Raw genomic sequence first — 13,953 nt, forward strand, 5'->3', positions numbered from 1 at the left:
GGGGTCAGTCGCGCTGCAGCGCGGCGCCCGCCCACACGAAGGTCAGCAGCACGACCGCGATCACGCCGAGGACCATCCCGAACCCGGGGCCGGCCTCGGCGCCGGTCTGCTGCGACCAGATCGCCCACAGCCCGTTCACCGAGGAGATCCCGCAGCCGAAGGCCGCGAGCCAGGCGAGCGCCCACAGCCGGGTCAGCAGCGCGGCCGCGGACACCACGACGGCGAACCCGGTCATCGTGAACGAGAACAGCGTCGGCAGCGGCCCGGAGGTGCCGGAGGCCAGCACCTGCCAGCCCGGGGTGCCCGCCACCCACGGGAGCAGCAGCGCGGCGACGGCGGCGACGATCGCCACCGCGATCAGCATGGCGCGCGCGCCCGGGTCGATCCGGCGGGCGACACCGCGCCCGGCCCGGTCGATCTCGGCGCGGGTCTCCGGGGACACGTCGCTCATCGGGTACCTCCGGTGGTGGCGGGGACGCCGCAGGACGGCGCGGCGGGTGCCGGCTCGGGCGCCGGGGCGCCGAACGCGGGCAGTCCCAGGGTGGTGGGTGCCCCGGATGGGCGCTCGCCGGCCTCGGCTGCGTCACCGGCGCGGGTGCGGCGGTGGGTGAGCACACCGCCGTCGGCGACGAGGTGGTGCGGGGCACCGCGGTCGATCCGGACGGTGACGATGTCGCCCGGCCGGATGCCGGTCGCGTCCCCGGGCGCGAAGTGCACGAGCCGCCCGTCGCGGGCGCGGCCGGTGAGCCGGGCGGTCGCCGCGTCCTTGCGGCCCTCGCCGGTGGACACCAGCAGCTCGACCTCGGTGCCCTCCTGCTTGCGGTTCTCCTCCCAGGAGATCCGCTCCTGCAGCGCGATGAGGCGCTCGTAGCGCTCCTGCACGACGGCCTTGGGCAGCTGGTCGGGCAGGTCCGCGGCGGGCGTCCCGGGGCGCTTCGAGTACTGGAAGGTGAACGCCGCGGCGAACCGGGCCCGCTCGACGACGTCGAGGGTGTCCTGGAAGTCCTGCTCGGTCTCGCCGGGGAAACCGACGATGATGTCGGTGGTGATCGCCGCGTGCGGGATCGACTCCCGCACCTCGGCCAGGATCGACAGGAACCGCTCCGAGCGGTAGCTGCGGCGCATCCGGCGCAGGACGTCGTCGGAGCCGGACTGCAACGGCATGTGCAGCTGCGGGCAGACGTTCGGGGTCTGCGCCATCGCGGCGATCACGTCGGAGGTGAAGTCGCGCGGGTGCGGGCTGGTGAACCGCACCCGCTCCAGCCCCTCGACCTCGCCGCAGGCCCGCAGGAGCTTGGAGAACGCCCGCTTGTCACCCATGTCCGAGCCGTAGGCGTTCACGTTCTGGCCCAGCAGGGTCACCTCGAGCACGCCGTCGGCAGCGAGGGTCTGCACCTCGGCGAGCACGTCGCCGGGGCGCCGGTCGCGCTCCTTGCCGCGCAGCGACGGCACGATGCAGAACGTGCAGGTGTTGTTGCAGCCCACCGAGATCGACACCCAGCCGGCGTAGGCGGAGTCGCGGCGCGCGGGCAGCGTCGAGGGGAACACCTCGAGCGCCTCGGCGATCTCGACCTGCGCCTGTTCGTTGTGCCGGGCCCGCTCCAGCAGCGTCGGCAGGGCGTGCACGTTGTGCGTGCCGAACACGACGTCGACCCACGGGGCCCGCCGCGTGATCGTGTCGCGGTCCTTCTGGGCCAGGCAGCCGCCCACGGCGATCTGCATGTCCGGGTTCGCGACCTTGCGGGGGCGCAGGTGCCCGAGGTTGCCGTAGAGCTTGTTGTCCGCGTTCTCCCGCACCGCGCAGGTGTTGAACACGACGACGTCGGCGGTGTCGGGGTCCTCGGCCCGGGCGTACCCGGCGTCCTCCAGCAGACCGGCCATCCGCTCCGAGTCGTGCACGTTCATCTGGCACCCGTAGGTGCGCACGGTGTAGCTGCGGCTCACACACCCGAGGGTAGGCGCCCGGTGCGACGACGCCGGGACGGGGCCGTCGGGGATGATGGGCGGGTGCACCGGCCCGGGCCCCCGCTGACGAGGCGCACCGTGCTGCGCGCGGGGGCGGCGCTCGGTCTGGGGGCGGGGCTGGCCGCCTGTACCGGGCCCCGGCCCGCCGCCCCGCTGGTGATCGCCGGCGGGGTGCAGCCGGGGGTGTACATCAACCTCGCGCGCACGCTGTCGGAGATCTGGCGGGAACGGCTCGGGCTCGCCGCGGCCCCGCAGGTGCTGGAGACCGCGGGCAGCGCACAGAACATGGAGCTCCTGACCACCGGGGCGGCCGCGGTCACGATCAGCCAGGTCGACGTGGCCGCCGACGTCGCCGCCCGCACCACCGGCCCGGCCGAGCCGCGCGCACTGGCCCGGCTCTACGACGACGTCACCCACATCGTCGTGCGCGCCGACTCCGACCTGCGCAGCATCGCCGACCTGCGCGGACGACGGGTGTCGATCGGCCCGGGCGGCAGCGGCTACCAACCGATCGCGATCCGGCTGCTCGACGTCGCCGGGATCGGTGTCGCGGGCCTGGGCACCCGCGCGGAGCTGGGCCTCACGGACGCGACGGCGGCGCTGCGCGAGGGCACTCTCGACGCGTTCTTCTGGTCCGGCGGGGTCCCCACCGACGGCGTGCGGGAGCTGGCCGCACAGGTCCCGATCCGACTGCTGGAGCTCGGCGGCGTGCTCGACCGCATGCGCGACCGGTATCCCGTCTACTCGGTGGCGACGGTCCCCGCGAACACCTACGGCCTGCCCGGCCCGGTGTCGTGTCTGTCGGTGCGCAACGCGCTGCTGGTCACCGAGGGGATGGACGCCGACCTGGCCGGCGCACTCATCCGCGCCGCCTTCGACGAGCAGCCGCGGCTGGCCCAGGCCAGCCCGGCCGCGGTGACCGTCGACTCCCGCTCGGCGATCGGCACCCAGCCGATCCCGCTGCACGACGGCGCCGTCGCGTTCTACCGGGCCACCAAGGGCTACTGAGCCGCCCCCGGGCGCAGCCACAGCGTGACCCGCAGCCCGCCGCCCGGGGCGGCGCCCAGCTGCAGGCTCCCGCCGGCCGCGGCGGCGGTCCGCACCGCGATGGCCAGACCCAGCCCGCTGCCCTCGACGTTGGTCTGACCGGGCGCCCGCCAGAACCGGTCGGTGGCCCGGGCCCGGTCCTCCAGCGCCAGGCCGGGCCCGCCGTCGACGACGCTGACACCGATCCGGTCCGCGGTGCGCAGCGTCGCGACCCGCACCCGTCGCCCGGCCGGGGTGTACTTGAGCGCGTTGTCGAGCAGCGCGTCGAGCACCGACTCCAGCGCGGGCTCGCCGATCAGGGCGTGCAGGCCGTGCGGGCCGCTGCGGCGCAGCTCGATCCCGGAGTGCTCGGCCAGCGGCCGCCAGTTGTCCACCCGCTCGGCGACAACGACGTCGAGGTCGGTGTCCTCGGCGTCACCCGGGTCCTCCACCGCGCGCTCGGCGCGGGCCAGCGCGAGCAGCCCGTCGAGCACCCGGGACAGCCGCTCGGCCTCCTCCATCGCCGCGAGGTGGTCGTCGGCGGCGGCCGGGTCGACGTGCCCGTCGAGGTTGGACAGCCGCAGGCGCAGCGCCGTGAGCGGGTTGCGCAGCTGGTGGGAGGCGTCGGCGACGAACGCGCGCTGCGCGGCCAGCGCCTCGCGCACCGTCTCGGTCATCCGGTCGAACGACCCGGCCAGCGAACGCAGCTCCGGCGGGCCGCTGCGGCGCGACGGCGGACCGGGCGGCCCCCCGGCGACGACGGCGGTCCCGACCCGGCCCATCGCCTCGTCGAGCCGGCGGACCGGGCGCAGCACCCAGGCGGTCAGCGGCAGCGCGACCAGGGTGCCGGCGAGCAGCGCGAACACCGCGGCCCCGGCGATCAACGACCAGGTGCGCACCGCCTCGGCCCGCAGTGCGTCGGTCGGTGACACCGTCGCCACCGCGCCGACGACCTCGCCGTCGACGAGCACCGGCTCGGCCAGCACCAGCGGCCGGGCGTCCCACGGCATCAGCAGCGGGTAGGTCGACGAGCGGCGCCCGGCCAGCGCGACCGCGGTCCGCTCCGTGGCGTAGTCCCCCAGCTCGGGCAGCCGGTCGGCCGGGCGGGACGCGGTCAGTGTCCGGCCGGTCCGGTCGAACACGAGCACCGCGACCCCGTAGACGTCGTCGTAGCGGGTGATCTCGTCGGTGAAGGTGGTGAGCGCCGAGCTGCCCGCGGGGGCCTCGATGAGCGGGCGCTGCGCGGTGGAGGCGAAGGAGATCGTGTCGGTGAGCCGGTCGGTGAAGACCTCCTCCTGGGCGCGCTGGGCGGCGGTCCAGGCCAGCGGGATGCCCAGCCCGGCGGCGAGCAGGCCGACGAGCACGAGCACGACCAGCAGCAGCCGGCTGCGCACGGGTCAGTCCTCGGTGGCGGCGAAGCGGTACCCGACGCCGCGCACGGTGCGCACCAGCTCGGGGCGGCCGAGCTTGGTCCGCAGGGTCGCCACGTGCACGTCGAGGGTCCGGTTCGCGCCCGCCCAGCCGCGCCCCCACACCTCGGCGACGATCTGGGCGCGGGTGCAGACGGCGCCGTCGGCGCGGGCGAGCAGCGACAGCACCTGGAACTCCTTGCGTGTGAGCACCACCTGCTCCCCGGCGACGGTGACCTCGTGCCGTTCGGGGTCGACGCGGACGTCGCCGACGGTCACCGGGGCCGACCCGGCCGGGGCGACCGACCCGTCGTCACCGACCTTGCGGCGGCGCTGCACCGCGTGCACCCGGGCCACGAGCTCACCGATGTCGTAGGGCTTGACCAGGTAGTCGTCGGCGCCGGTGTGCAGCCCGGCGATGCGGTCGGTGACCTCGCCGCGGGCGGTCACCATCAGCACCGGGACCTCGGAGACGGCGCGGATCGCACGGCAGACGTCGAGCCCGTCGGCGTCGGGGAGGCCCAGGTCGAGCAGTACGACGTCGACGCCGTCGAGGTGGTCGACGGCGCCGCGGCCGTGGTCGAGGCGGGTCGTGGTCATCCCGTGCCGGTGCAGCGCCGGGCGCAACGCGGCGGCGACCCGGTCGTCGTCCTCGATCAGCAGGATGTGCACCGCTGCCCGCCCTTTCCGTTACGTGGCCGAGACCCTAAAGGTTCCTCAAGGTGGTGGACTCGCATGTCCGTTCCGTCCAGGCTCTCGCCATGTCCGGAGGCAGCATGACCAGCCCGCCCGCGTCCAGCACTCCCATGGTGCGGATGGCCGGGGTGCAGAAGCACTTCGGCGACCTCCACGTGCTGCGCGACATCGATCTCGACGTCGCCCGTGGTGAGGTCGTCGTCGTCCTCGGCCCCTCCGGTTCCGGCAAGTCCACACTCTGCCGCACGATCAACCGGCTCGAGCCGATCGACACCGGCACGATCGAGATCGACGGCACCGCACTGGCGGCGGAGGGCAAGGCGCTGGCCGCCCTGCGGGCCGACGTCGGCATGGTCTTCCAGTCGTTCAACCTGTTCGCGCACAAGACGATCCTGGAGAACGTCACGCTGGCCCCGCTCAAGGTCCGCGGCGCCTCCAAGGCCGAGGCCGAGAAGACCGGGCTGGCGCTGCTGGAGCGCGTCGGCATCGCGAACCAGCGCGACAAGTACCCGGCGCAGCTGTCCGGCGGCCAGCAGCAGCGCGCGGCGATCGCCCGCGCGCTGGCGATGAAGCCGAAGGTGATGCTCTTCGACGAGCCGACCTCGGCGCTGGACCCGGAGATGGTCAACGAGGTGCTCGACACCATGACCTCGCTGGCCAAGGAGGGCATGACGATGGTCGTCGTGACCCACGAGATGGGCTTCGCCCGCCGGGCCGCGCACCGCGTCGTGTTCATGAGCGACGGCGAGATCGTCGAGGACGCGACCCCGGACGAGTTCTTCACCGCTCCGCGCAGCGACCGCGCCAAGGACTTCCTCGGCAAGATCCTCTCCCACTGACCCACCCCACCCCGACGAGCGGAGCGAACGTGAAGAGAACCCGCATCCTGGTGGCGGCCGCCATGGCCGCCGCCCTGGCCCTGGCCGGCTGCGGCCAGGAGGGCGCACCGGGCGCCGAGGGCTCGGGCTACGAGCCCACCGTCGCACAGAACGTCGAGGTCGCCGGTTCGCCGACGTTCGCGGCGATGAAGCAGCGCGGCCGCGTGATCGTCGGTGTGAAGGACGACCAGCCGGGCCTCGGTTTCCGCGACGCCACCACGGGCCAGTTCACCGGCTTCGACATCGACATCGCCAGGATGGTCGCCGGCGGTCTCGGCTTCTCCCCGGACCAGATCGACTACAAGGTCGTCCCGTCCGCGGCACGTGAGGACGTCATCGAGCGCGGCGAGGTCGACTACTACGTCGGCACCTACACCATCAACGACAAGCGCAAGCAGCGCGTCGGGTTCGCCGGGCCGTACTACACCGCGGGCCAGGGCCTGCTCGTGCGCGCCGACGACAACGCGATCACCGGCCCGCAGACCCTGCAGGGCAAGAAGGTCTGCTCGGTCACCGGCTCGACCCCGATCCAGCGGGTCCGGGACCAGAACCTCACCGAGGCGGCGAACATCGTCGAGTTCCAGACCTACACCCAGTGCGTCGACCAGCTGATCAACAACCAGGTCGACGCCGTCACCACCGATGACGCGATCCTGCTCGGCTACGCCTCGCAGAACCCGGAGCAGCTGAAGGTCGTCGGGGAGAAGTTCTCCTCCGAGCCCTACGGCATCGGCCTGCCGAAGAACGACACCGCGCTGCGCACCAAGGTCAACGACCTGCTGCAGGCCGCGATCGACGACGGCACCTGGAAGACGATCTACGACGGCACCCTGGGCAAGTCCGGCACCCAGGCCCAGCCGCCCACGATCGACCGCTACTGACCCCCCGGCGCGGCCGGTCCCCGATGTCCCGGGGGCCGGCCGCGTCCACGAGTACGGAAGGAGGGCACCACGGTGAACGTCCTGCTGGACAACGCCGACGTGTACTGGCGCGCGATCCTCGGCACCGTCGGGCTGTTCGTCGTCTCGGCGATCGGCTCGCTGATCCTCGGCACCCTGATCGCCGGTCTGCGGGTCAGCCCGGTGCCGGTGCTGCGCAGCTTCGGCAGCCTCTACGTGACGCTGCTGCGGAACACGCCGCTCACCCTGGTGCTGTTCTTCTTCGCCTTCGCCTACCCGCGCCTGGAGCTGGTGGAGTTCTCGTTCTTCACCCTGGCCTGCATCGGCCTGACCCTCTACACCGCGGCGTTCGTCTGCGAGATCGTCCGGTCGGGCATCAACACCGTGCCGGTCGGCCAGGCCGAGGCGGCCCGGGCTCTCGGCTTCACCTTCACCCAGACTCTGGGCCAGATCGTGCTCCCGCAGGCCGTGCGCGCGGTCGTCCCGCCGATGACCAACATCCAGATCGCGCTGCTGAAGAACACCACGATCGCCTCCGGGTTCGCGGTGTTCCAGCTGGGCAGCGTCTACAGCGTGCTCTCCGAGCGCGGCTACAACGTCATGATCGGCCTGCTCTGGATCGCGGCGATCTTCGTGGTCCTGGTGGTCCCGCTGACGCTGCTGCAGCGGCGGCTCGACGCGAAGTGGGGTGTCGCCCGATGAGCTCGGTCCTCTACGACGTGCCCGGGCCGGCCGCGATCCGGCGCAACCGGACCCTCGGCGTGGTCGGCACGCTGGTCGTCCTGGCACTGGTCGGGTTCGTGGTCTGGCGGTTCTACGAAGCCGGGCAGTTCTCCCCGCGGCTGTGGGAGTGGATCACCTACGTCCGCATCCAGTACCTGCTGCTCGGGGCGCTCTGGGCGACGATCAGCGCCTTCGCGGTGGCCGCGGTGCTGTCGCTGGCCTTCGGTGCGTTCTTCGCCGCGGGACGGCTCTCGGACCACCGCTGGGTCAGCGTCCCGGCGACGACGGTCGTCGAGTTCTTCCGCGCCGTCCCGCTGCTGGTGCTGATCTTCATCCTGTACTTCGGCCTGTCCCGCGGGCTCGGCGTCGAGATCGACGCCTTCTGGGCGGTCGTGCTCGGCCTGATGCTCTACAACGGCTCGGTGCTCGCCGAGGTGTTCCGCGCCGGTGTCAACGCGGTGCCGCGCGGTCAGCGCGAGGCCGCCTACGCGCTCGGGATGCGCAAGACGCAGGTCATGACGAACGTGCTGCTCCCGCAGGCGCTGCGCTCGATGCTGCCGACGATCCTGTCGCAGCTCGTCGTGGTCCTGAAGGACACCGCGCTCGGGTTCATCATCCTCTACCCCGAGCTGCTCTACCAGGCGCGCTTCCTGGGCAGCCAGAACCAGCTCGGCTCGCCGATCCTGCCGGTCGCGCTCGTCATCGCGGTGATCTACATCGGGCTCTGCCTGATCCTGACCGGGATCTCGCGGCTGGTGGAGCGGCGGCTGTCGCAGGGGCCGCGCAGCGGCGGGGCGAAGCCCGCCGACCCGGAGCTGACCGCGCCGCAGGTGCCGTCCGGCGCCGGGTACGGGGGCGGCGCGGCCTGACGTTCGTGGACACGGCCCCGGGAGGACGTCCTGTCCTCCCGGGGCCGAGGTCGTCTACAGGTGCCGCAGGAATGCGTCCGGGTCGGCGAGGAACCCCCGCGTCAGCACGACCGGGAGCGCCTCGTCGTACCCGACGCGGCGGATCGCGCCGTCGTCGCCGATCTCCAGGATCGTCGCCCCGGGCAGCGCGAGCAGCACCGGCGAGTGGGTCGCGACGACGAACTGGCTGCCCCGCGCGGTCAGGTCGGTCATCCGGGCGAGCACCGCCAGGGCCCCGGTGACCGACAGGGCGGCCTCCGGCTCGTCGAGCAGGTAGAGGCCGCGCGGGAAGAACCGGTGGCGCAGCAGCGCCAGGAACGACTCGCCGTGGCTGCGCTCGTGCCCGGAGCCGCCGTAGGCCGGCAGCAGCGGCGGGCCGCCCGGCTCCCGGTCGAGTCGTTCCACCTCGGACGCGACGTTGTAGTACGACTCCGCACGCAGGAAGAAGCTGGTGCGCTCCCGGCCCGGCCGCCGGGCGACCCGCAGGTGCGACCCGAGGTCGGACTCGCTGGCCCGGGTCGCGAACCGGAACGACCGCGACCCGCCCTCGGGGTTCAGCCCCACTGCGACGGCGACCGCCTCCACCAGCGTCGACTTCCCGGACCCGTTCTCCCCCACCAGGAACGTCACGCCCGGGTAGAGCGCGAGCCCGCCCTGCTCGCGCAGCCACCGGACCACGGGGAGCTCGAACGGGTAGCCGCGCGACGGGGCCGCGGGATCGAGGGACATGCGGGCGATGAAGTGCCCCGCGCTCACAGGTTCTCGATCTCCACCGGCTCGATGCCCTCCTCCGCGGGCAGCGCGAACCCGAACACCCGGGAGTAGAACGCGAGCTCGGCGTCGAGGGCCCGGCGGATGTTCGCGGCCTGCCGGAAGCCGTGCTGCTCCCCGGCGAACAGCAGGTAGGCGACCGGCACCCCGCGCCCGCGCAGCGCGTCGACGATCATCTCCGACTGGTTGGGCGGGACGATGGCGTCCTCGTCGCCCTGGAGCACGATCAGCGGGGTGCGGAAACGCCCCACGTGGGTGAGCGGGGAGCGCTCGGTGTACACCGCCTCCGCCGCGGGCCACGGCCCGACCAGGCCGTCGAGGTAGCGGGACTCGAACTTGTGGGTGTCCCGGGCGAGCGCGGCCAGGTCGGCGACGCCGAAGTGGTCCGCCCCGGCGGAGAACGGGGTGTCGTCGCGGGCGAGGGCGGCCAGGGTGGTGAACCCGCCCGCGGAGCCGCCGCGGATCGCCATCCGGGCCGGGTCGACGCGGCCGGTGTCGGCGAGCGTGCGGGCCGCGGCGAGGCAGTCGGCGACGTCGACGATCCCCCAGGCGCCCTTCAGCTGCTCGCGGTAGGCGCGGCCGTAGCCGGTGGAGCCGCCGTAGTCGACGTCGACGACGCCGAACCCGCGGCTGGTCCAGTACTGCACGGCGACCGAGAGGACCGGGGTCGCGGAGCCGGTCGGCCCGCCGTGGATGACGACGAGCAGCGGCGGCAGCTCGCCCTCGGGGGCGTCGTGGCCGGCCGGCGGCGGGTAGAACAGCGCGTAGCCGGTGCGCGGGCTGCCCGCGGCGTCCGAGGACAGGAACGTGATGGGCTCGGGCACCGACACGGTCTCCGGGTGCAGGCCGAGGTCGCGCGGGGCGCGCAGGGTCTGCACCCCGGCCGCGCCGGGCTCCCCCGCGCCGTCCGGGGCGGGCACGACGCGGTGCACGCCCGGCTCGGCGGTGGGCGACCCGGCGACGCAGACGACGGCGTAGGGCCCGTCGGCGCGCACCGAGCCGATCGCGGTGAACGGGGTGTCGAGCTCGATGATCCGGCCGTCGACCTCCCGCACGACCAGCGCGTCGAAGCCCCGCGAGGAGCGGGCGAACACGACGCGGCCGTCCTCCAGGACGGCGTAGCGCGACCCGCCCAGCACCCAGCCGGGCACGCCGATCTCGGCGTCGATGCGCACGAGCGCCTCGATGTCGTGGCCGGGCAGCCAGCGGTAGAGGTTCCACCAGCCGGTGCGGTCGCTGATGAAGGTGAGCGACCCGTCGGGCTGCCACTGCGGCTCGGTGACCGACTCCCCCGGCCCGCCCGCGACGACGGTGTCCACCCCGGACGCCAGGTCGCGGACGGTGAGCTCGACGTCGTCCCACGGCATCGACGGGTGGTTCCAGGACAGCCAGGCCAGCGTGCCGCCGTCCGGGGAGATCCGCGGCGCGGCGACGAAGTCCGGGCCGCCGACCAGCACCTCCGGCTCCGACGGGGCGCGGGCGTCGAGCCACACGATCTCGTTGACGACCTCGGCGGCCGGGGTGTGCGCGGCGTGGTGGCGCTCGCGGACCACGACCATCCAGGTGCCGTCGGGGGCGACGTCGCCGTCGGCGTGGCGGTCGCCACGCGGCACCGCGGACTCCGGGGTGAGCGCGACCGGGGCGGCGCCGCGGTCGAGCCGGTACAGGCGCTGGTCGGCCCACTCGACGTACCAGACGACGCCGGGGCTGCCGGCGTGCAGCCACCACGCGCCGCCGCCGTACTCGTGGACCGCCGAGCGGGCGTTCGCGCCCTCGGGCAGCAGATCGGTGCGCGAGCCCGCGGCGTCGCCGCCGGTACGGCGCACCAGCTGGGTCCGGCCGCCCTCCGCGGCGCGGCCCTCGGCCCAGACCACGCCGGTGTCCTCGGTGCCGGGCGCACCGTCGGGGCGGACCTCCCCGAGCCGCACCGCGGCCGTCACCACCACTTCGGACGTGACCGGTGTCGGCCACGACCCGTACCCGGAGATCGTCACGGCGCCCACGCTAGTCATCGCCGGGCCGCCGTGCCCGTAGGTTGTCGCCGTGCCGACACTGCGTGCGCTGGAATGCCTGGTGGCCGTCCTCGACCACGGGTCGGCGACCGGGGCGGCCGCGGCCCTGCACCTGTCCCGGCCCGCGCTGTCCCACCAGCCGGCCCGGCTCGAACGCGAGATCGGCAATCCGCTGCTGGAGCGGCTGCCGCGCGGGGTGCGCCCGACCGTCGCGGGTCGGGCGGTGCGCGTCGACGCCGTCGCCGCGCCGGCAGCCGCGGACCGGGTGCCGACGACCGGGCGCCGCACAGTCCCGTCGCGCGATCGATGGTCCCGACCTGTGCGATGGCCGTCTCTTATGCCTCGGCCAGCCGCAGGGTCGCCCGGGCCCGGGCGAGCACCGGTGCGTCGACCATCTCCCCGCCGAACCGGAAGACCCCGGGGTGCCGCTCCGCCTCGGCAAGCAGAGCGCGGGCGTGCTCGGTCTCGTCGTCACCGGGCCGGAACCCGCGGCGGACGACCTCCACCTGCGACGGGTGGATGCACACCTTCGCCGCGAACCCGGCGTTCGCCGCGTCGACGGCGTCGGCGAGCAGGGTGTCGGTGTCGGCGATGTCGGTGAGCACCGTGTCGACCGGGGCCCGGCCAGCGGCGCGGGCGGCGTAGAGGATCCGGGTGCGGGCCTCGGTGAGGGCCGGTCCGTAGCCGCCGCCGGCCGCGCGCCCGGTGCGCCCGCCCAGGTCGGCGAGCAGGTCCTCGCTGCCCCACATCAGGCCCGCGCAGTTCGACGCCCGGGCGATCGACGGCGCCTCCAGCACCCCGTGCGCGGTCTCGCACAGCGCGATCACCGGGTGCGGGGCCAGCGCCTCCACCGCGGCGGCGCTCGTCGCCATCGGCAGCATCAGGGTGAGGTCGGGGTGGGCGGCCAGCGCGGCGACGTCGCCGTCGTGGGCGGGGGCGCCGGGCGCGTTGACCCGCACGACCACCCGGGTGCGGTCCAGCTCCGCCAGCGCGGCGACGACGGCGTCCCGGGCGCCGTCCTTGTCGTCCGGGCCGACGGCGTCCTCCAGGTCGAGGATGACGGCGTCGGCCGCGGCGAGCGCCTTGGCGAACCGGTCGGGCCGGTCGCCGGGGCAGAACAGCAGGGCCGGCCCGTGGTCGAGGGGGCGGGCGACGGTGTCCACGGGTGGGTCCCTCCGGTCGGACGGCGAGTCGGGTCCGACCAGGATCTCCGGTGCGTCGACGGCCGGCTCACCGGGGCCCGGCCTCAGCGCCGTACCGCGGCCGCCTCCCGCAGCAGCCGGACCGCGACCGGCAGCGCGCCGGGCCGCAGCACCGGCGCCAGCCCGACGATCCCGCGCATCCCGGTCCACCAGCGGACCTGCCCGTCGGTGCGGAGCACACCGACCGCGGGCGCCCGGCACCCGGCGACGGCGGCCGGCAGGTTCGGGTAGATCTCGGCCAGCCGTGGCTCGTGACAGGACCGCGCACGGACCCGGACGGTCACGCAGCCCGGCAGCTCCCGTGCGATCCGCGAGCACGGCGCGCAGGCCGCGTCGTGCACCACCACCAGCTCCCGGATCCGCGTGCGCGCCACGGCGCCATCATCGCCTGCCCTCAGCGACCGAGCACCGCCGCGGCCAGCGCGCCGGGATGCGACAGCATCGGGTGGTGCCCGCCGGGGACCATCTCGGGCACGACGCCGCGCAGCCGCCGGGCGAGCATCGTCCGGACGAACGCGGCCGGGAACAGCTTGTCCTCGCGGCACAGCAGGTACCGGGTCGGCACGTCCGGCCAGGCCGCACGCGGCCACGGCTGGGTCCACGGCGTCGCCGACTGGTCGCGCTCGTGACGCAGTGCCTCGTTCGCCACCGACTCCTCGACGTCGTGGTAGAAGAGCCCGACGACGTCGTCGGGGTCGCGCCCGTCGCGGGCGTCCTGCTCGGCGAGCGCCACCCCGGCGCCGGTCGCGTCGCCCCACTGCGCCGCGGACTCGCCCGGCAGCGGCACCATCGCCGTCACCAGGACGAGCCCACGCACCGCGATCCGGTCGCACACCAGCGGTGCGCTGAACCCGCCGAAGGAGTGCGCGACGACCACGAGGTCGTCGGCACCGCCGACCGCGGCCACGACGGCGTCGGCGTAGGTCTCCAGCCCGGCGGTGTCGTCGTCGCAGGGCAGCTCGACCGGCACCGCGCGGTGGCCGCGCCGGGTCAGCTCCCGTTCCAGCGGACCCCAGTACCAGGTGTCGGTCCCCGCCCCGGGGACCAGCGCGAAGGTCGTCATACCGGTGACGACCGCCCACCGGGGGCGTTCTCATCGCCTACCGTCGAGGGCGGAACCGAGGAGGCCCGATGACCGACCCGACCCACCTGCCCGCCGTCCCCGACCCGGAGCCGGTCGTGCCCGACCCTGCCGTCCCCGACCCGGTCGAGCCCGTCACCGACTACACCGACGACGGCGTCCCCACGTTCTCCTACGTGCGCGACCGCATCGAGGGCCGCGCCGCCACCGCGGCGGCCGCCGAGGAGCTCGCGGGCGGCGACGCGCGCGCCGCGGAGGCGGAGGACGCGTTCGCCGAGCGCGGGCGCAAGGCCGCCGACCGGCTCGCCGAGATCCGCCGGTCGATGGAGCGCTGAGCGACCCGTCGCACCCCCGGCGCGGTCCCCGCACCCCGTGCGGCGGGT

General features: G+C 74.4%; 15 protein-coding genes and 1 pseudogene. 7 read left to right on the forward strand and 9 right to left on the reverse strand.

Annotated elements, in window-relative coordinates; translation table 11 throughout:
• Positions 1-4: 4 nt before the first annotated feature.
• The gene (locus ZF1_RS19790) at positions 5-451 is read right to left on the reverse strand and encodes an Rv2732c family membrane protein (RefSeq protein WP_226350500.1); all 447 of its coding nucleotides are present in this window, start codon (positions 449-451) and stop codon (positions 5-7) included.
• The gene (miaB, locus tag ZF1_RS19795) at positions 448-1,944 is read right to left on the reverse strand and encodes a tRNA (N6-isopentenyl adenosine(37)-C2)-methylthiotransferase MiaB (protein WP_482638034.1); all 1,497 of its coding nucleotides are present in this window, start codon (positions 1,942-1,944) and stop codon (positions 448-450) included. The genes ZF1_RS19790 and miaB overlap by 4 nt, the downstream gene beginning before the upstream one ends.
• Before the next feature lie 63 nt (positions 1,945-2,007).
• Between miaB and ZF1_RS19800 the strand changes: the two genes are divergently transcribed.
• The gene (locus tag ZF1_RS19800; protein WP_357439322.1) at positions 2,008-2,973 is read left to right on the forward strand and encodes a TAXI family TRAP transporter solute-binding subunit; all 966 of its coding nucleotides are present in this window, start codon (positions 2,008-2,010) and stop codon (positions 2,971-2,973) included.
• On the opposite strand, the gene ZF1_RS19805 is transcribed toward ZF1_RS19800, so the two are convergent.
• Together ZF1_RS19805 and ZF1_RS19810 are read right to left on the reverse strand one after the other, a co-directional pair.
• Positions 2,967-4,385, reverse strand: coding sequence for a sensor histidine kinase (locus ZF1_RS19805; protein WP_482638035.1), 1,419 nt, complete (start codon positions 4,383-4,385; stop codon positions 2,967-2,969). The two genes, ZF1_RS19800 and ZF1_RS19805, sit on opposite strands and share 7 nt — an antisense overlap.
• Before the next feature lie 3 nt (positions 4,386-4,388).
• A complete protein-coding gene (locus ZF1_RS19810; RefSeq protein WP_251786614.1) occupies positions 4,389-5,072 on the reverse strand; it encodes a response regulator transcription factor in 684 nt (227 codons plus the stop codon).
• A 134-nt stretch (positions 5,073-5,206) separates the two neighbouring features.
• On the opposite strand from ZF1_RS19810, the gene ZF1_RS19815 reads away from it, so the two are divergent.
• The 4 genes from ZF1_RS19815 (at position 5,207) to ZF1_RS19830 (ending at position 8,465) form a co-directional block, all read left to right on the forward strand.
• Positions 5,207-5,935 carry an amino acid ABC transporter ATP-binding protein gene (locus ZF1_RS19815; protein ID WP_251786687.1) on the forward strand — a complete coding sequence of 243 codons (729 nt, stop codon included), beginning with the start codon at positions 5,207-5,209 and terminating at the stop codon, positions 5,933-5,935.
• A 62-nt stretch (positions 5,936-5,997) separates the two neighbouring features.
• Positions 5,998-6,855, forward strand: coding sequence for a glutamate ABC transporter substrate-binding protein (locus tag ZF1_RS19820; RefSeq protein ID WP_357439589.1), 858 nt, complete (start codon positions 5,998-6,000; stop codon positions 6,853-6,855).
• A gap of 72 nt (positions 6,856-6,927) precedes the next feature.
• Entirely contained in the window at positions 6,928-7,575 is a 648-nt protein-coding gene (locus tag ZF1_RS19825) for an amino acid ABC transporter permease (protein ID WP_062396684.1), read from the forward strand.
• The gene (locus tag ZF1_RS19830) at positions 7,572-8,465 is read left to right on the forward strand and encodes an amino acid ABC transporter permease (RefSeq protein ID WP_357439328.1); all 894 of its coding nucleotides are present in this window, start codon (positions 7,572-7,574) and stop codon (positions 8,463-8,465) included. Before ZF1_RS19825 ends, ZF1_RS19830 begins: the two co-directional genes overlap by 4 nt.
• Positions 8,466-8,519: 54 nt before the next feature.
• Here the strand turns inward: ZF1_RS19830 and ZF1_RS19835 are convergent, their stop codons facing one another.
• A complete protein-coding gene (locus tag ZF1_RS19835; protein WP_482638036.1) occupies positions 8,520-9,260 on the reverse strand; it encodes an AAA family ATPase in 741 nt (246 codons plus the stop codon).
• On the reverse strand, positions 9,257-11,269 hold the full coding sequence (locus ZF1_RS19840; protein ID WP_482638037.1) for a S9 family peptidase: 2,013 nt from the start codon (positions 11,267-11,269) through the stop codon (positions 9,257-9,259). Before ZF1_RS19840 ends, ZF1_RS19835 begins: the two co-directional genes overlap by 4 nt.
• A gap of 49 nt (positions 11,270-11,318) precedes the next feature.
• On the opposite strand from ZF1_RS19840, the pseudogene ZF1_RS19845 reads away from it, so the two are divergent.
• A pseudogene (locus ZF1_RS19845) lies at positions 11,319-11,495 on the forward strand (helix-turn-helix domain-containing protein); the annotation flags it as partial.
• 127 nt (positions 11,496-11,622) lie between these two features.
• Here ZF1_RS19845 and ZF1_RS19850 read toward each other — a convergent pair.
• The 3 genes from ZF1_RS19850 to ZF1_RS19860 all read right to left on the reverse strand — a co-directional run bounded on the left by ZF1_RS19850 (position 11,623) and on the right by ZF1_RS19860 (position 13,552).
• The gene (locus tag ZF1_RS19850; RefSeq protein WP_476652175.1) at positions 11,623-12,450 is read right to left on the reverse strand and encodes an HpcH/HpaI aldolase/citrate lyase family protein; all 828 of its coding nucleotides are present in this window, start codon (positions 12,448-12,450) and stop codon (positions 11,623-11,625) included.
• An 83-nt stretch (positions 12,451-12,533) separates the two neighbouring features.
• Positions 12,534-12,863 carry a hypothetical protein gene (locus ZF1_RS19855; protein WP_073577418.1) on the reverse strand — a complete coding sequence of 110 codons (330 nt, stop codon included), beginning with the start codon at positions 12,861-12,863 and terminating at the stop codon, positions 12,534-12,536.
• Between the two features lie 20 nt (positions 12,864-12,883).
• Complete coding sequence (locus tag ZF1_RS19860) at positions 12,884-13,552, reverse strand: alpha/beta fold hydrolase (protein ID WP_208820956.1); 669 nt, start codon at positions 13,550-13,552, stop codon at positions 12,884-12,886.
• A gap of 68 nt (positions 13,553-13,620) precedes the next feature.
• Between ZF1_RS19860 and ZF1_RS19865 the strand changes: the two genes are divergently transcribed.
• Positions 13,621-13,905, forward strand: a complete 285-nt coding sequence (locus ZF1_RS19865) for a hypothetical protein (protein WP_482638038.1) — start codon at positions 13,621-13,623, stop codon at positions 13,903-13,905.
• Positions 13,906-13,953: the final 48 nt, after the last annotated feature.

Source organism: Pseudonocardia sp. ZF1 (assembly GCF_056835605.1).